14 protein-coding genes are annotated in these 16,666 nt (G+C 60.3%); 12 read left to right on the top strand and 2 right to left on the bottom strand.

Annotated features, from left to right (window positions below; genetic code table 11):
* The first annotated feature begins 48 nt into the window (after positions 1 to 48).
* The 4 genes from AC6I7J_RS21560 (at position 49) to AC6I7J_RS21545 (ending at position 5,262) form a co-directional block, all read left to right on the top strand.
* Positions 49 to 1,077, top strand: coding sequence for an ABC transporter substrate-binding protein (locus tag AC6I7J_RS21560; RefSeq protein WP_058759035.1), 1,029 nt, complete (start codon positions 49 to 51; stop codon positions 1,075 to 1,077).
* Positions 1,078 to 1,166: 89 nt separating this feature from the next.
* Entirely contained in the window at positions 1,167 to 3,389 is a 2,223-nt protein-coding gene (locus AC6I7J_RS21555; protein ID WP_498007317.1) for an ABC transporter permease, read from the top strand.
* Entirely contained in the window at positions 3,386 to 4,447 is a 1,062-nt protein-coding gene (locus AC6I7J_RS21550) for an ABC transporter ATP-binding protein (RefSeq protein ID WP_021508950.1), read from the top strand. The genes AC6I7J_RS21555 and AC6I7J_RS21550 overlap by 4 nt, the downstream gene beginning before the upstream one ends.
* Positions 4,448 to 4,461: 14 nt before the next feature.
* On the top strand, positions 4,462 to 5,262 hold the full coding sequence (locus tag AC6I7J_RS21545) for an inositol monophosphatase family protein (protein ID WP_021508951.1): 801 nt from the start codon (positions 4,462 to 4,464) through the stop codon (positions 5,260 to 5,262).
* A 114-nt stretch (positions 5,263 to 5,376) separates the two neighbouring features.
* Here the strand turns inward: AC6I7J_RS21545 and AC6I7J_RS21540 are convergent, their stop codons facing one another.
* On the bottom strand, positions 5,377 to 6,015 hold the full coding sequence (locus tag AC6I7J_RS21540) for a LysE family translocator (RefSeq protein ID WP_058776059.1): 639 nt from the start codon (positions 6,013 to 6,015) through the stop codon (positions 5,377 to 5,379).
* A 280-nt stretch (positions 6,016 to 6,295) separates the two neighbouring features.
* Between AC6I7J_RS21540 and AC6I7J_RS21535 the strand changes: the two genes are divergently transcribed.
* On the top strand, positions 6,296 to 7,498 hold the full coding sequence (locus tag AC6I7J_RS21535) for a lactonase family protein (protein WP_498007316.1): 1,203 nt from the start codon (positions 6,296 to 6,298) through the stop codon (positions 7,496 to 7,498).
* Positions 7,499 to 7,506: 8 nt separating this feature from the next.
* On the opposite strand, the gene AC6I7J_RS21530 is transcribed toward AC6I7J_RS21535, so the two are convergent.
* Positions 7,507 to 8,394 carry an alpha/beta hydrolase gene (locus tag AC6I7J_RS21530; protein ID WP_498007315.1) on the bottom strand — a complete coding sequence of 296 codons (888 nt, stop codon included), beginning with the start codon at positions 8,392 to 8,394 and terminating at the stop codon, positions 7,507 to 7,509.
* Positions 8,395 to 8,578: 184 nt separating this feature from the next.
* On the opposite strand from AC6I7J_RS21530, the gene AC6I7J_RS21525 reads away from it, so the two are divergent.
* The 7 genes from AC6I7J_RS21525 (at position 8,579) to AC6I7J_RS21495 (ending at position 16,659) form a co-directional block, all read left to right on the top strand.
* Positions 8,579 to 10,003, top strand: a complete 1,425-nt coding sequence (locus AC6I7J_RS21525; RefSeq protein ID WP_498007314.1) for a hypothetical protein — start codon at positions 8,579 to 8,581, stop codon at positions 10,001 to 10,003.
* A 325-nt stretch (positions 10,004 to 10,328) separates the two neighbouring features.
* Entirely contained in the window at positions 10,329 to 11,534 is a 1,206-nt protein-coding gene (locus tag AC6I7J_RS21520; protein WP_498007313.1) for an SfnB family sulfur acquisition oxidoreductase, read from the top strand.
* A 9-nt stretch (positions 11,535 to 11,543) separates the two neighbouring features.
* The gene (locus tag AC6I7J_RS21515) at positions 11,544 to 12,746 is read left to right on the top strand and encodes an SfnB family sulfur acquisition oxidoreductase (RefSeq protein WP_498007477.1); all 1,203 of its coding nucleotides are present in this window, start codon (positions 11,544 to 11,546) and stop codon (positions 12,744 to 12,746) included.
* Positions 12,743 to 14,104, top strand: coding sequence for an LLM class flavin-dependent oxidoreductase (locus AC6I7J_RS21510; RefSeq protein WP_498007312.1), 1,362 nt, complete (start codon positions 12,743 to 12,745; stop codon positions 14,102 to 14,104). The genes AC6I7J_RS21515 and AC6I7J_RS21510 overlap by 4 nt, the downstream gene beginning before the upstream one ends.
* A gap of 20 nt (positions 14,105 to 14,124) precedes the next feature.
* The gene (locus tag AC6I7J_RS21505; RefSeq protein ID WP_088517370.1) at positions 14,125 to 14,925 is read left to right on the top strand and encodes a MetQ/NlpA family ABC transporter substrate-binding protein; all 801 of its coding nucleotides are present in this window, start codon (positions 14,125 to 14,127) and stop codon (positions 14,923 to 14,925) included.
* Between the two features lie 2 nt (positions 14,926 to 14,927).
* Positions 14,928 to 16,025, top strand: a complete 1,098-nt coding sequence (locus tag AC6I7J_RS21500) for a methionine ABC transporter ATP-binding protein (protein WP_498007311.1) — start codon at positions 14,928 to 14,930, stop codon at positions 16,023 to 16,025.
* Positions 16,009 to 16,659, top strand: coding sequence for a methionine ABC transporter permease (locus AC6I7J_RS21495; RefSeq protein WP_021508962.1), 651 nt, complete (start codon positions 16,009 to 16,011; stop codon positions 16,657 to 16,659). Before AC6I7J_RS21500 ends, AC6I7J_RS21495 begins: the two co-directional genes overlap by 17 nt.
* Positions 16,660 to 16,666: the final 7 nt, after the last annotated feature.

Raw genomic sequence — 16,666 nt, 5'->3', positions numbered from 1 at the left:
ATAAAAACCTCTGTTAAGCACGGAACCCTGCCAACCAAGGAGAACATCATGCGCTACACCTCACTGGCCATTGCGCTGTCCCTCAGTTGCACCGCGCTGCCGTTTGCTGCGACGGCCGCTGGCAATCTCAATATGGTCTGCTCGGCGGACGTGGTGGTGTGCGAACACATGACGCGCATTTTCAGCCAGGCACATCCGGATATTAAAGTCAGCATGGTGCGCCTGTCAGCGGGTGAAGCCTATGCCCGCCTGCGCAGCGAAGCGCGTAACCCGCGCACCGACATCTGGTGGGCCGGCACCGGCGATCCACATATGCAGGCGGCGGAAGAGGGGCTGACGCAGCCGTATAAATCGCCGCTGCTCGACCAGCAGCAGGACTGGGCGCAGAAGCAGGCGGAAAACTCAGGTTACCGTACGGTGGGAATTTATGCCGGTGCGCTCGGCTGGGGCTACAACACCAAACTGCTGGCGGATAAAAAGCTCAAAGCGCCAGCCTGCTGGGCTGACTTGCTCGATCCGGCCTTCAAAGGCGAAATTCAGATTGCCAATCCGAACTCGTCCGGCACCGCCTATAACACCCTGGCGACGCTGGTGCAGATCATGGGCGAGGACAAAGCGTTTGATTACCTGAAAAAGCTCAACGCCAACATTTCCCAGTACACCAAATCCGGCTCGGCGCCGGTGAAGGCGGCGGCGCGCGGCGAAACCACCGTTGGCATCGTGTTTATGCACGACGCGGTGGCGATGGAAGTCGACGGCTTCCCGATCAAAACCGTCGCGCCCTGTGAAGGCACTGGCTACGAGATTGGCTCAATGTCGATCGTCAAAGGGGCACGCAATCTGGCCAATGCCAAAGTGTGGTACGACTGGGCGCTTAGCGCCGAAGCGCAGTCGCACATGAAAGAGGCCAAATCCTTCCAGCTGCCGTCAAACCGCAGTGCAGAGATCTCCGAATATGCGCCGCGCTTCGAGAACATCAAACTGATCGATTATGACTTCAAAACCTACGGCGATTCCGCCAAACGCAAAGCGCTGCTGAGCCGCTGGGATAAAGAGATCGGCGCCAGCGCGCAGTAATGCCGCATCGCCGGACGCTGCCGCTCACGGCGGCTTACCGATTCCGACAGCGCTAAGGATGGCGCGATGATCCCGCATTGAGGTAACACATGAACGCAAATAATCGCCGTCTGACAGGCGCGCTGCTGCTGGGCGCCGTCGCGCTGTTGCTGCTGCCGTGGTACAGCCTGGAAGCAGGCTTTTTCGATAGCGGCTGGCTGCTTAACCTGTGGCGTGATGAAGCCAGCGCGCCGGCACTGTGGCAGATCGGCAGCCATCCATGGCTGGTGCTCGCCGTGGCGCTGCTGGCGCTGTGCGCCGCCTGCGCCTTATTGCCCGGCAGCGCGCGCAGCCGGTTGCTGCTGCTGTTCAGCGCGCTGGGCGTGATCTTCCTGATTGTGGAAGGGCACGCGATTGGCTACAGCGGCTGGAGCTGGCTGTGGCTGGAAAATCGCTTCGGCGCGCTGCCGCAGGGACAGCCAGCGATGGGCGCTGGCGCGCTTCTGCTGCTGACCGTGTTTTTGCTGCTGTTCTCGTTTGCGCTGGCCGAACGCGGCGTGCTGAAAGGCGATGCCTTTGTGGTGGCGTCGCTGGTGCTGCTGACTGCGCTGGTCAGCATCTTCGTACTCTATCCGGTGCTCAGCATGTTTGTGGTGTCGGTGCAGGACGTTGACGGCAGTTTCAAACCGGACGGTTTGATCAGCAATCTGCAGGACCCGTCGATCTGGAGCCTTGCCTGTCTGAAAGGCGGCACCTGCGGCACCGCCTGGCGCACGCTGTGGCTGGCGCTGATGACTGCCAGCGGTTCGACGCTGCTGGGGCTGGCCTTTGCCCTGGCGGCAACGCGCACGCCGCTGCCCTGCAAAAAAGCGCTGCGCATGCTGACCATTCTGCCAATCATCACGCCACCGTTCGTGATTGGTCTGGCGCTGATTTTGCTGTTCGGTCGCTCGGGCGTAGTGACGGAGCATCTGGCGGCGCTGTTTGGCATCGAGCCCGGCCGCTGGCTGTATGGTCTGACCGGTATCTGGATTGCTCAGGTGCTGTCGTTCACGCCGATTGCCTTTCTGGTGCTGATTGGCGTAGTGGAAGGCGTCAGTCCGTCGCTGGAAGAGGCGTCGCAAACGCTGCGCGCTAACCGCTGGCGCACCTTCAGCCGCGTTTCGCTGCCACTGATGGCGCCGGGTCTGGCTAATGCCTTTTTAATCAGCTTCATCGAAAGCATGGCCGATTTTGGTAATCCGATGGTGCTGGGCGGCAGTCACGGCGTGCTCTCTACCGAAATTTTCTTCTCGGTGGTAGGCGCGCAAAACGATCCGAGTCGCGCCGCGGTGCTGGCGATGATTCTGCTGTGCTTCACGCTGGCCGCCTTTGTGCTGCAGCGGCTGTGGCTGGGTGGCAAAAACTTCGCCACGGTGACCGGCAAGGGCGACGGCGGCAAACATGGTCAGCTGCCGCGTCTGCTGCGCTACGGCGTATACGGCATGGTGATTCCATGGGGTCTGTTTACCCTGGTGATCTACGGCATGATTGTGGTGGGCGGCTTTGTGCAGTCGTGGGGCCTGAACGATGCGCTGACCATCGAGCACTACGTGCGTGCTTTCCGCGTCAGCGTCAGTGACGGTCATCTGCTGTGGAGCGGCGTGGCGTGGAACTCGTTCTGGACCACGATGGAAATAGCCCTGATTGCCGCACCGCTCACCGCCGTGGTGGGCCTGCTGACCGCCTGGCTCATCGTGCGGCAGAAATTTGCCGGTCGTCAGACGTTTGAGTTCCTGCTGATGCTGAGTTTTGCCATTCCCGGTACGGTGATCGGCGTCAGTTATGTGATGGCCTATAACCTGCCGCCGCTGGAGATTACCGGCACGGCAATGATCCTGATTGCCTGCTTTGTGTTCCGCAATATGCCAGTCGGCGTGCGCGGCGGTATCGCGGCGATGAGCCAGCTGGATAAAAGCCTTGATGAAGCGTCACTGACGCTGGGTGCCAGCAGTTTCCGCACGCTGCGCAAAGTGGTGCTGCCACTGCTGAAACCGGCGATCAGCGCGGCGCTGGTGTATGCCTTTGTCCGCGCCATTACCTCGATCAGCGCGGTGATCTTCCTTGTCAGCGCCCAGTACAACATGGCGACGTCCTACATCGTCGGGCTGGTAGAGAATGGCGAATACGGCGTCGCCATTGCTTATTCGACAGTACTGATTGTGGTGATGCTGCTGATCATTGGCGTGTTCCAGTGGCTGGTGGGCGAACGTCGCCTGCGCCGCGTGGCGCGCCCGGTGGACGTCGCCGCGCCACCTGCTTCCCCTTCGTTAACTCAGGAGAGTGCCGTATGACCGCGATTACTGCTGGTTCCGTGGTGTTTGAACACGTCGAAAAACGCTTTGCCGGTTTTACCGCGCTGCCGGATTTATCGCTGACGGTGGAGCCGGGTACGCTGGTGACGCTACTGGGGCCTTCCGGCTGCGGCAAAACCACCACGCTGCGCCTGCTGGCCGGCCTGGAGCATCCGACTTCGGGGCGCATTTTGATTGGTGGTAAAGACGTGACGCATCTGCCAGCCAACGAGCGCGACGTGGCGATGGTGTTTCAATCCTACGCGCTGTTTCCGCACATGAGTGCGCTCGACAACATCATGTACGGCCTGCAATCGTCCGGCATGAGCAAAAAGGAAGCGCAGGATCGTGCGCGCGAAGGGCTGAAACTGGTCGGGCTGGAGAGTCAGGGGCAGCGGCTGCCGTCCGAACTTTCCGGCGGGCAGCAGCAGCGCATTGCGGTGGCGCGCGCGCTGGTGCTGGAGCCGCAGGTGCTGCTGCTGGATGAGCCGCTCTCCAATCTCGACGAGCGCCTGCGCCGCCGGGTGCGCACGGATATTCGTGATTTGCAGCAGCGGCTGGGCTTCACGGCGGTGTATGTCACGCACGACCAGGAAGAGGCGCTGGCGGTGTCGGATAAAATTATTGTCATGAAAGAGGGCGATATTGCTCAGCAGGGCGCGCCGGAAAGCCTGTATCACGCGCCCAATTCGGTGTTCATCGCTGACTTTATGGGCGAAGCCAATATTCTGCCGTGCGAAGTCGAACAGGTAGAAGGCAGCGAAGCGCTGGTGCGACTCGGCAGGCAGCGCTATCGCGTGCGCGGTAACGGCGTTGCGACCGGATCCGCGCAGCTGTCGGTCAGACCACAGTTCATTACCCTGCACAGCGGTGCTGAAGGCGCACTGCGCGGCGAGGTGACACACGCCACCTGGCTGGGCGATCACATCGAATACGAGGTCAACACGGAACTGGGCTCGCTGTTTATCGTCGATGCGCAGATGGAGCAGCAGCTGCCGCTGGCCGCACGGGTGGCGATTGATTTTAAACCTCAGGGTCTGGCCCTGATTGCCGGTTAATTTAAGGATAACGCATGAGTGATACGAAAAATGACGCGCTGCAATCGCGTCTGCTGCTGGCCGAACGCGTCGCGCGGGCGGGCGGGGAGAAGGCGCTGGCCTACTTCAATCAGCGTGACACGCTGGTGGTCGAAACCAAGCACGACCTGCAGGATGTGGTATCACGCGCTGACCGCGAGGTGGAACAGATGATCGACCAGCAGATTCGCGCCAGCTTTCCTGACGACGGTTTTCTTGGCGAGGAGTACGGCCTGCAGCCGGGCACGTCAGGCTATACCTGGGTGGTCGATCCGATTGACGGCACCAGCCCGTTCCTCAACGGTATGCCAAACTGGTGTGTTTCCGTTGCGGTGCTGCATGACGGCGTGCCGGTGATTGGCGTGATCTTTGCGCCGACCTATCAGGAGTGCTACGTCGCCGCGCTCGGCCAGGGCGCAACGCTGAATGGCCGCCGTTTGCAGGTGGATCCGTCACGTACGCTGCAAAATCACGTGACCGGCTTTGGCGCTAATAGCTATGTCAGCCCGGAAGAGGTGGGCCGCCTGCTGGCGTCGCTGCTGGCAGCGGGGGGCAACTTTATCCGTATCGGATCTGGTGCGCTGATGCTGGCGTGGGTGGCAGCCGGACGCGTGGTGGGCTATTTCGAACCCTACATGCACGCGTGGGATTGCCTGGCCGGTTACTGTCTGGTGAAAGAGGCCGGCGGCTGGTATCACCCGTTTAATACTGAGGGCGACCGGCTGTTGAAAGGCGCGCAGGTGCTGGCGGTGGCGCCGGGTGCACAGGCGGAGCTGAGGCGGATTGCCGGCGTTTAAGTGGTGTATTTCACGGCCGCGCGACGTTTTCCGGGTCGCCATCCATGGCGACCTTACAACGCTTGCGCTGTCGTAACTGGATAATCGCATGATTTTAAACGGTTACGTGGTGACTTAAACCGCCACGAACTCGCGGTATCCCGACCAAATCACATACACCGCGAAATAACAGAAAATCAGCGCTGAGGCGAGATACGAATACTTCAGCAGGCGCTCGCCTAACAGCTTTCCGCCCATGCTGCCGATCAGGCAGATCACACAGGTCCACACCACCCCGGCGAGGAAAAACCCGCTGAGAAACCACGAAGTTGCACCGGCATCACTGTGGCCGATGCGGGCTATCAGCGCGCCGCCCACGCTGGCGAACCACAGAATCGCCGTCGGTGACGACATCGCCAGCACGATGCCGCGCCGAAATTCGCGCAGCAGTGAACGATAAGGCTGGGTTTCAGCCGCGGGAATGTCGATTTTTTTGGCCAGCGCGGCGTAAAGCATTTTAGCGGCAAACCACAGCAGCAAGATGCCGCCGCCAATCCATAGCAACCAGCGCACCGGCGTAAACTGCAGTACCACCGCCATGCCAGCCATCGCCAGCAAGGCGTAAATTAAATCGCCCACGCAGGTGCCCATGCCCAGCCAGAAACCGTGCAGATAACCGCGCTGCATCGCCAGCGTCAGCATGGCGATGTTGGCGAGTCCGATATCCAGACACAGCGATAAACTCAATAAAAAACCATTAGAAAACGGCAGCATAACGTCGTGACCATCCCTGAGTTCGGTAAAGGAAAGATTAAAGCATGCGTGCCGGGGCTTTTTACACTGCTTCCTGCCATCCATAACCAAACGCTATGACCCATTGGCAAAGGCACAATTAAATAAACCGATTTGTGAAGCCGATCGGCCTGCGCAGCTTTGCGCGCAGCGAATGCCACTATAGTCGTTAACGAGACGTTAACAACGTCCGTTTCAATACAAAAAAATCAACCTGGTTTGGGCGCAGGCCCGTGAAAATTCCGATTATGGTGGAAAGACAATGAGTGGATACCCAAAACCGGCAACTGGCGGTTTAGCAACAAACTTAACCGTGGCAATATCACTGGCTCTATTGACGCTGGCGGGGAGTGCTATGGCGCAGAACACGGAACATCATCAAACAGCATTAGTCGGCACCTGGACCAGTATTCCGGATGCCCCTGCGGTACAAAAGCCGGATCGACCCAGTGAAGGTTTGTATCGCATGCAGGTCAACAGCGACGGGACGCTCAAGCCGCTGGAGGTGATCAGGATGAAAAGCCCGTCGTGGATCGTTAAATCACGCGACGGGCGGTTTGCTTATACCACCAATGAAGAGAATGCCGGTGCCGTTACCGCGCTGGCGATCGATAAACAGGGCGCAGTGCGGGTGCTGAATCAGGTCGACAGCCACGGCGAGCAGCCGACGCACGCCACTCTCAGCCCGGACGGCAAATTCCTGTTTGTCGCCAACTATTCGGTGGCGAAAGGCGGAGCAGGGGTGACGGTGTTCCCGATTGCGTCGGACGGCAAGCTGGGCGAACAGGTCCAGCATTTCGCGTTCAGCGAAGGCAGCGGCGTGGTAAAAGATCGGCAGGATGGCGGCCATGCGCACTCCACCACCTTTACCCATGATGGCCGCTATCTGTATGCGGCCGATCTCGGTGACGACAAACTGCATGCCTATCGCTACCACGCGGATCGGCCAGAGCCGCTGCAGGCGGATACCAGCCGTGATGTGAGCTTTGCGCCAGGTGCGGGTCCGCGCCACATGGTGTTCTCCGCCGACGGTAAACACGCTTATGTGATTACTGAAATGGCGGGCGAAATCGTGGTGTTCCGCGTCACTGATGACCGGCTGGAACGGCAGGCACAGGTGGCGCTGAATACGCAAAACAGCAGCGCCGCCTATAAAAGCGGTGGCGGCATCATTCTCAGCCCGCAGGGTAAATTCCTGATTGCCGCTAACCGCGGATCTGACAATCATCTGCTGGTGTTTAAGATTGCCGCCGATGGCAGCCTGACAGATGCACAGCGCTATGCCGCCGACGGTATTGAGCCGCGCGCGCTGGCGTTTGATAACAGCGGTAAACACCTCTATGTCACCAACGTGTTTACCAACACCATTACGCTGTTTGATTTTGATGCGCACAGCGGCAAGCTGAGCGCGCGCGGTGTGGCGGCGAAGCTGGCAACGCCAACCGACATCAAATTCTTTAACTAGCTGCCCTTTCACTCATCCGGTGCGCGTGACGGCGCACCGTCTTCCGCCATAGCCGACAGCGCGCTTTCCAGCGAAGCCGGAAACATCTGGCCGTGACTGAGCCCGGGAAACAGCTGGAAGCGAGCCGCCAGGCCGTTCTCCTGCATGCCGTCGAGAGTGGTGCGAATCCGGCTCAGCACATCGCTGACGCCGGGACGTGATTCGCCGTTGCCTTCCATCAGCACCAGCTGCTTCTGCTTAAACGATGCGGGCGTCACCGCCGCCATTTGCTGCAACAGCGTTGCGTCGCCGCGCAGGGAAGGACTGGCGGCAAAATAGCGCTGGAAAAATCCGGAGGTCAAGTAGCTGTCCAGCACAAACAGCCCGCCGTAAGAGTGGCCCCACAGCGCACGCTGCTGCGCATTGATCGGCAGATGCTGTTCGGCACGCGGCGCGATAGTCTGTTCCAGGAGCTGGCGGAATGCAGCACTGCCGCCGGCTGGCCGGCCGCGACGATCCTGCACCTGCTGCGGCGGGGTGTAATCCAGCGTGCGCGCAGCGAGATCGAACGGCAGCGGGGTCTGATAGCCTACCGCCACCAGCACCGGCGGGTTGCCTGCTGCCAGCTTCTGCAACAGTGCTTCGCTGAGATGGTTCATCACCGCGTTGCCATCCAGCATATACAGCGCCGCGTAACCGTTGGCCGGTGCCGGTTTACGTGGCACCGCCGTCCACACTTTGTAGTGGCGCTGGCCGTCAGCGGAATCAAACGTGTTAACAGTGAAGCGATACCAGGCAGAGCCTTTGTCGGCAATGTTGGGTCCGAGCGGCGTCATATCAGGCCGGGCGAAACCGACAGCGGGGCTGAGCAGCAGGTTCAGCAGGGTGAACAGCGGAATGATAAAGCGATAAATCATGGCGCTTCCTTACTAGCTGGCGAGTCAATTACTTCCGTGTCACAGCGAAAGCGCCAGACAGATTAGTGATAATGATTATTAATTTCAACAACCATTTTGCACCGTCACGCGCCGTGCGGAAGTGTAAAGATTTCGTCAGGATCGCCGATAACGTAGCGGTATAATACCAGCGAGGATAGTCAGGATGATTAACGGTATCGGACCGGGTAGTTTCTCACCGCTCCATCTCAGCAGCGCCAGCGCACGCGTAACCAGCAGCACGGCAAGCAATGCGACCCGGCAAAATAGTCTGACGGCAGACGCCTCGGCGAAAGTCACCTTTAGCGAAGCCACCGACACCATCTCTGCGGTGTACCAGATGACGACGGCGCGCGTCACCGCCAGCACGCCTCTTTCGCCTGATATGCAGACGCAGGCGATGGGTGCGCTGCGCAGCTCGGGCGTCAGTATGAACGGCATTGGCAGCGCGCTGCTGAGCGCACTGACGCAGCAGCGTGACGATGTCACCATCAGCGTACCGGCCAGCGGCGGCGCGCAAACTGACACGCAGAGCGCGGTGGCGCTGGAGATTACCACTCAGTCCGGCGTTAGCCTCACCCTGCAGATGACGCGGCAGCAGGATGGCGTAGCGGTGGCGCTGAAAACCACTCACGGTAAGCTGAGCGATGACGAAGCTGCGGCAATTGCCAAACTTTCCGGCGCGCTGGAGAAAACCCTGAGCGGGTTGGATAACGGCAACGGTAAACTGGATGTCGGTGACCTGCTCAGTTTTGACAGTAACCAGCTGGCCAGCGTTGATCTGAAAACCGACCTGCGTCGCAGCGGCGAAGTGATGCAGTCGCTGAATCTGCATGCCGACCCGGGCTCACGCTGGCTGGGTTTCCATAATGCTGACGCCAGTTTCAAACTGACGACGGACATGCGCAGCCTGGCGCAGGCCAGCAACGCCGGTCAGCAGCAGAGCGCCCTGGCGCAGTGGAGCGCGAAATTTGATCAGGCCGCTTCGCGCGGTCACGGCGATCGCGCGGCGCTGGCACTGTTTAAGCAGGGTTTCGAGACCTTAAATAGCACCAGCGCGGCGGCCGGCGTGGCGATGCGCACCCCGCAGGCGATCACCGTAGGCGCGCATGCGGCGCAGGCCGGTGCCATCAGCGGCCTGGCGGATTTCTCGGCCAGCTATCACCAGACGGCGCGCTCCAGCAATCCGCTGAAGCCGGAAGAAGAAGATACTTTCGCTCTGGATGTGGCGCAGCGCAGCAGCCAGCAGAAGAATGGCGATACGCAGCGCATGACGCAGGAAACCCTGTTTAAGCTGAACGCCAGTTTTCATACCGCGCTGAGCGCCAGTTCGCCGCTGGCGCTCAATGAAACCAAAGAGTCACAAAACTATCACTACCACCAGATTCACGATGAAACGCGCAGCACCACTGAAGTGACGCAGGATGCGCAGGGTAACCTCACCGCCCGTTTCGCCCGGCAGCTGACGCAGCAGGAAACGGTGAAGACCTATCAGCTGGCGAAGCTGATCGACAGTACCAGCACACCGCACAGTGAGAAGAGTGAATCGACGCGCCACTATTCACCGGCGATGTATCTGGCGCAGGCGTAATACCCACTTTATTGCGCCAGCCCATGGCGCAATAAAGCAATAATGTCATTTATCACTATCGATAGCGGAATTAATACTTAAGATAATTCACCCGTATCACTCAGCGTAATAACCCTGCATCTCCGCGCCCGCTAACGCCTTCTTATCCCTGAAAAATTCTTTATTCCCTTTCTGCATGCCGTTTGCCGGATATAGCATAACCGCGCTCTTTACCGCTGTTATTCCCGCTGATTATCATCGGGCTCAATCTGTTATTAAGTTACGGCTCTCTGCCCTGGCAGAATGAGCCTGTGAATCACAGCAAAAATAAAAAGTGAATCCAGCGATGACGCAAATCAGGGCTCAACAACTTCAGCGCGCGGCGGTGATCACGTCTGACGCGGCGGCAATCGACGCTGCCCGCCATCTGGCGGAACAGGCGAAAGCCGGGGCAGCCGAACGCGACCAACAGCGTATCTATCCGCGTGAACTGCTCGATCAGTTCACTCAGCTGGGGCTGGGCAGTATCAGCGTGCCGCGCCAGTTTGGCGGCGGCGGTTTGTCGTTTGGTACTGTGGCGGAGGTGTTCCGCCTGATCTCCGCCAGCGATCCGTCGCTTGGCCAGATTCCGCAAAACCACTTCGGGCTGATCCAGTTCATCCTGGGGGAAGGCAGCGTGCAACAGCAGCAGCGCCTGCTCAGCGCGGTGGTACAGGGCCAGCGGCTCGGCAACGGCGGTCCGGAAAAGAACAGCAAACACACGCGTGATGTGCAGGCGCAGCTGGTGTCAGGTCCGGAGGGGTTACGGCTCAGCGGTGAAAAGTTTTATTCAACCGGTGCACTGTTTGCCGACATTCTGGTGACCACCGCGCAGCAGGAGGGCCAGCCGGTGATGGCGTTCATTCCGCTGCCGACGGCAGGGGTGGAGATTATCGATGACTGGTCGGGTATCGGTCAGCGCACCACCGCCAGCGGCACGGTGAAGCTCCAGCAGGTGGCGGTCGATGCCGGTTTGACTATCGCGCTACCGTCGCCCGATAAGCCAACGCTGCGCGGTGCCGTATCGCAGCTGATCCAGGCCGCGATTGACGCCGGGATCGCGCAGGGCGCGCTGGATGAGGCGCTGACGTTTATTCACAGCAGCTCGCGTCCGTGGGTGGACGCGGGCGTGAGCCGCAACGCAGATGATCCTTACATTCTTGCCGATGTCGGGCATATCAGCACTGAACTGAGCGCCGCCAACGCGCTGCTGGTGCGTGCGGCGCTCGTACTGGACAGCATTGACCCGCACGCGCTTACCGCTGCGCACTGCGCGCGCGCCTCCATCGCGGTTGCAGAAGCCAAAGTGCTGACTACCGAAATTGCGCTGAAAGCCAGTGAAAAGCTGCTGGAGTGGAGCGGCAGCCGCGGCACATTGCTGAAGCATGGGCTGGATCGCCACTGGCGCAACGCGCGCACCCATACGCTGCACGATCCGGTGCGCTGGAAAACGCACGCCATCGGCAACTATTACCTCAATGATGTTCTGCCCGCGCGTCATGCGTGGATTTAAGGAGCGATGATGACGCAGGTTTTCGCTAAACAGCCGGCAGCACGCATCCGCAGTGCGCAGCAGGCCCTGCAGGTGGCAGAAGAGCTGGCTGAACGCTTTCGCAGCGGCGCAGCGCAGCGCGATCGGCAGCGTGAGCTGCCACATGCTGAACTTCAGCACTATTTCCAGTCCGGCCTGGGCGCCATTACCGTGCCGCGTGCGTGGGGCGGCATTGAGATTTCCAGCGCAGAACTGGCGCAGATTTTTGTCATTCTCAGCGCTGCCGATGCATCGATCGGTCAGGTGCCACAAAACCACTTCTACGCGCTGGAAGTGCTGCGCGTTAATGGCAGCGACGCCCAGCAGCAGCGGCTGTACAACGAAGTGCTGGCGGGCGTTCACTATGGTAACGCGCTGGCGGAGTTCGGCTCTGCGGCGGCGCATCAGCGCACCACCGCCTTCAGCCAGACCGCCAGCGGGCTGCGCCTCAACGGCGACAAATTTTACTGCACCGGGGCGCTGTTTGCCGACCGCATCCCGACGCTGGCCATCGCCGATGACGGCAAAGAACAGCTGGTGTTTGTACCGAGCCATCAGCCGGGTGTGACGGTGATTGATGACTGGAGCGGTTTCGGCCAGCGCACCACCGGCAGCGGCAGCGTGCAGTTTCGTGATGTGGCGATCGCGCCGGACGATGTGGTGCCGTTTCACAGCGCGTTTGAGCGGCCGACCACCGTCGGACCGTTTGCGCAGATTATGCATGCGGCTATCGACCAGGGCATTGCCCGCGCGGCCTTCAACGACATGCTGGCCTTTGTGCAGCAGCGCGCGCGGCCGTGGCCGGACAGCGGCGTCGAGCGAGCCTGTGACGATCCGCTGACGCTGGATCGCGCCGGGCGGCTTGCCGCACGACTCAGCGCCGGTGATGCGTTGCTGGATGTCGCCGGGGAGGCGGTCGATATCGCCCAACGCAACCCGAGCGCTGAACACGTCGCGCTGGCATCGGTTGAAGTGGCGAAAGCGCGTGCCTGGACCACTGAGGTGGCGCTGGAAGCCGGCAACCTGCTGTTTGAGCTGGGCGGATCGCGCGCCAGCCTGCGCGAGCACAATCTCGATCGCCACTGGCGCAACGCGCGCACCCACACGCTGCATGACCCGGTACGCTGGAAATATCCGGTCATCGGCAACTATCTGCTTAACGGCGTGCTGCCACCGCGACGGGGAACGCTATGAGCCGCAAACAGATTCTGCTCAATGCTTTTAACATGAACTGCGTGGGGCATATTCACCATGGCATGTGGACCCATCCACAGGACCGCTCGGTGGAGTTCAATTCGCTGGCGTACTGGCTGGATTTAGCGCGTCTGCTGGAGCGCGGCCTGTTCGACGGACTGTTCATTGCCGATATTCTCGGCGTTTACGATGTGTATCAGCAGGGTATCGGCCTGACGGCGCGCGAGTCCATTCAGCTGCCGGTGAACGATCCGCTGATGCTGATTTCCGGCATGGCCAGTGTGACGCAGCATCTGGGCTTTGGCGTGACCGCCAATCTCAGCTACGAAGCCCCTTATCCTTTTGCCCGCCGCCTGTCGACGCTCGACCATCTGACCAACGGTCGCATCGGCTGGAATATCGTGACCGGCTATCTCGACAGCGCGGCGCGCGCCATGGGTCAGCAGCAACTGCTGGCGCACGATCGGCGCTACGACCAGGCCGATGAGTTTCTTGATGTCACTTATCAGCTGTGGGAAGGCAGCTGGCAGGACGATGCGTTGCTGGCCGACAAACAGCGCCGGCTGTATGCCGACGCGCAGAAGATTCACGCGATCAATCATCAGGGTGAATTTTATCAGGTGCAGGGCTATCACCTGAGCAGCCCTTCGCCGCAGCGCACGCCGTTGCTGTTCCAGGCAGGATCATCCGCGCGCGGCGTGGCGTTTGCTGCGCGGCACGCCGAGTGCAGTTTCGTGAATGCCAGCTCGCCGGCGGCGCTGCGCGAGCAGGCGCAGCGTCTGCGCCACGCGGCGGTGGCGGCGGGTCGTCAGGCGGACGACTTACGCATCTTTATGGGCGTCAGCGTGATCGTCGCCGCCAGCGAACGCGAAGCGCAGGAGAAGCACCGCAGCTATCTGGAATACGCCAGTGCTGAAGCCGGCATTGCGCACTTCTCCAGCTCAATTGGCGTCGATCTCGCTGCGTTTGGCCTCGATGAACCGATTCACAGCGGCGACACGCGCGCCATTGAATCGGTGAGCAAAGCCTATAACGGCTGGACGCGTCGCCAGCTGCTGGAGCAGCATGCGCTCGGTAGCCGCTATCCGGTGATTGTCGGCAACCCGTCTCAGGTCGCCGACCAGTTGATCCACTGGATTGATGAAGGCGACATCGACGGCTTCAATCTGACGCGCATCCTGAATCCGCAAAGCTACCGCGATTTTATTGAGCTGGTGGTGCCGGAACTTCAGCAGCGCGGCCGCTTCAAAACCGCCTATCAGCCGGGATCGCTCCGGCAAAAAATTTTTCAGCAGCAGGATCGTCTGCCCGCGCGCCACCCGGCCGCGCGCTGGCGGCCTGCGGCTGACGTTCGTTAATTTAACCTCAGGAAATCAGGATGAAATTTGCCTCATTAGTGGCGCTGAGCGCCGCAATATTAACCGCCAGCGCGTTTGCCGCCGGTGACTACAGCGGTGCCCTCAAAGTCGGTACCACGGCGGCTTTCGCGCCGCCGCTGGAAACCGCCGTGGCTGAAGCGAAAAAGCAGGGACTGCAGGTGGAGCTGGTGGAGTTCACTGACTGGACTGCGCCGAACGTGAGCGTGGAAAATGGCGACATTGACGTCAACCTGTTCCAGCACAAGCCGTTTCTTGATAATGCCAACCGCGAGGGCGGTTTCCATCTGGTGCCGTATGCGCCCGCCATCATCAATAACATCGGGCTCTATTCGAAGAAGCACACGGCAATCGATCAGATTCCGGACGGCGGCACGGTGGCGATTGCCAATGACCCGATTAACGGTGCGCGCGGATTGCTGCTGTTGCAAAAAGCGCAGCTGATTACGTTAAAACCGGGCAGCGGGCTGAAATCCACCGTGGATGATATCGCCAGCAATCCAAAACACCTGAAAATCATCGAAGTGGAGGCGGTGCAGTTGTCGCGCTCGCTGGATGAGGTCGACCTGGCGCAGGGATATCCGCACTATCTGCGTTTGTCGAAGACCATCGACCCCAACAAGGCCCTGTTATTTGATGGCCTTGAGCATCCGGAATATGTGATTCAGTTCGTGATTCGTGACGGACATCAGGACGATCCGCGACTGAAACAGTTTGTTGATATCTATCAGCACTCGCCGGTGGTGCGCGCGAAGCTGGATGAGTTCTACGGCAAGCTGTATCAGCCGGGCTGGAGCCAGTAATCATGGTCAGCCTGACTCTTCCTGGCGAGCAGGCGGCGCTGCACACCACGACGCCGGTCGCGGGCCGTGCGCATGTGCAGATCCGCGGGCTGAGCAAACGCTATGACGGCCAGTCGCAGGATGCGCTGAAGTACATCGACCTGCAGGTTAAACGCGGCGAAATTTTTGGCATCATTGGCCGCAGCGGCGCGGGCAAATCGACGCTGATCCGCTGTCTGAACCGGCTGGAAAATCCGACGCAGGGTGCGGTGGTGATTGATGGTATCGATCTCAGTTCACTGAGCGCCAGCCAGCTGGTGCAGTGGCGGCGCCGCACCGGCATGATTTTTCAGCACTTCAATTTATTGTCCGCTAAAACGGTGCGGCAAAACATTGAGCTGCCGATGAAGGTGGCCGGCATACCGGCGGCGCAACGGCGACAAAAAGTGGATGAGCTGCTGGCGCTGGTTGGGCTGGAGGCGCGCCAGCATGCCTGGCCGGCGCAACTCTCCGGCGGGCAGAAGCAGCGCGTCGGCATTGCGCGCGCGCTGGTGCACGATCCGGAACTGCTGCTATGCGATGAGGCAACCTCGGCGCTGGATCCGGAAACCACGCGCGCCATCCTCGCGCTGCTGAAAAAAATCAATCAGCAGCGTCATATCACTATTGTGCTGATCACCCATGAGATGGACGTGGTGCACGATCTGTGTCACCAGGTGGCGGTGATCGATCAGGGTGAAATCATTGAGCGCGGTCCGGTGTGGCAGGTGTACAGCGATCCGCAGCATGAGACGACGCGGCAGTTGCTTAATCCGCAATTCGGCGCGCTGCCGGAGGCCATCCAGCCGCTGCTGACGCCGCAACGTCAGGACGTGGACTCGCGTTTGCTGGTGCGGCTGCGCTACAGCGGGCAGGGCGCGCAACCGGATCTGGCGGCGATCAGCGCACAGGTCAGCGGCGAGCTGACACTACTGTATAGTGCGGTTGAATGGGTCGATCGCAAACCCACCGGCCAGCTGTTGCTGCTGCTGGATGCCCGGCACGACGCGCCGGCAGCCCTTACCGCGCTTCATCCGCTGGCGGACCAACTGGAGGTTGCAGGTTATGTCACTGGCTATTGATCGTTTATGGCAGGGGTTGCTGGATACGCTGCTGATGGTCGGCGTGTCGTCGCTGCTGGCACTGCTGATCGGTTTACCGATGGCGGTGATTCTGGTGGTGACCGGGCGTGGTGATCTGTTCCCCAATCCGCTGCTCAACCGGCTGCTGGGCTGGCTGGTGAACCTGTTCCGCTCGATTCCGTTTTTGATTCTGATGGTGGCGCTGATCCCGTTTACCCGCTGGATTGTCGGCACTACCTACGGCGTCTGGGCGGCCGTGGTGCCGCTGACGCTGGCGGCGACGCCGTTTTTTGCTCGCATCGCGGAGGTGAGTCTGCGCGAAGTGGATAAAGGGCTGACGGAAGCGGCGCAGGCGATGGGCTTTCAGCGCTGGCATATTGTCTGGCACGTGCTGCTGCCGGAAGCGCGGCCTGGCATCGTTAGCGGTTTTACCATTACGCTGGTGACGATGATTAATGCCTCGGCGATGGCCGGTGCGATTGGCGCCGGCGGGCTGGGCGATCTGGCTTATCGTTACGGCTACCAGCGTTTCGATATGCAGGTCATGCTCACGGTGATCGTGGTGCTGGTGGCACTGGTCACGCTGCTGCAGCTGTGTGGCGACCGGCTGTCGCGCCGGCTGAACCATCGCTAAAGGCGTT

Source organism: Type-C symbiont of Plautia stali, from assembly GCF_059730935.1.
The sequence above is the reverse complement of the archived record's forward strand: the minus strand, read 5'-3'. Positions and strand labels throughout refer to the sequence as shown.

Bases quoted from the DNA above. Each gene is read 5' to 3' on its own strand.
- AC6I7J_RS21500 (WP_498007311.1), top strand. From the start codon at position 14,928: ATGGTCAGCCTGACTCTTCCTGGCGAGCAGGCGGCGCTGCACACCACG.
- AC6I7J_RS21520 (WP_498007313.1), top strand. From the start codon at position 10,329: ATGACGCAAATCAGGGCTCAACAACTTCAGCGCGCGGCGGTGATCACG.
- AC6I7J_RS21550 (WP_021508950.1), top strand. From the start codon at position 3,386: ATGACCGCGATTACTGCTGGTTCCGTGGTGTTTGAACACGTCGAAAAA.
- AC6I7J_RS21540 (WP_058776059.1), bottom strand. From the start codon at position 6,015: ATGCTGCCGTTTTCTAATGGTTTTTTATTGAGTTTATCGCTGTGTCTG.
- AC6I7J_RS21545 (WP_021508951.1), top strand. From the start codon at position 4,462: ATGAGTGATACGAAAAATGACGCGCTGCAATCGCGTCTGCTGCTGGCC.
- AC6I7J_RS21495 (WP_021508962.1), top strand. From the start codon at position 16,009: ATGTCACTGGCTATTGATCGTTTATGGCAGGGGTTGCTGGATACGCTG.
- AC6I7J_RS21535 (WP_498007316.1), top strand. From the start codon at position 6,296: ATGAGTGGATACCCAAAACCGGCAACTGGCGGTTTAGCAACAAACTTA.
- AC6I7J_RS21525 (WP_498007314.1), top strand. From the start codon at position 8,579: ATGATTAACGGTATCGGACCGGGTAGTTTCTCACCGCTCCATCTCAGC.
- AC6I7J_RS21560 (WP_058759035.1), top strand. From the start codon at position 49: ATGCGCTACACCTCACTGGCCATTGCGCTGTCCCTCAGTTGCACCGCG.
- AC6I7J_RS21515 (WP_498007477.1), top strand. From the start codon at position 11,544: ATGACGCAGGTTTTCGCTAAACAGCCGGCAGCACGCATCCGCAGTGCG.
- AC6I7J_RS21505 (WP_088517370.1), top strand. From the start codon at position 14,125: ATGAAATTTGCCTCATTAGTGGCGCTGAGCGCCGCAATATTAACCGCC.
- AC6I7J_RS21530 (WP_498007315.1), bottom strand. From the start codon at position 8,394: ATGATTTATCGCTTTATCATTCCGCTGTTCACCCTGCTGAACCTGCTG.
- AC6I7J_RS21555 (WP_498007317.1), top strand. From the start codon at position 1,167: ATGAACGCAAATAATCGCCGTCTGACAGGCGCGCTGCTGCTGGGCGCC.
- AC6I7J_RS21510 (WP_498007312.1), top strand. From the start codon at position 12,743: ATGAGCCGCAAACAGATTCTGCTCAATGCTTTTAACATGAACTGCGTG.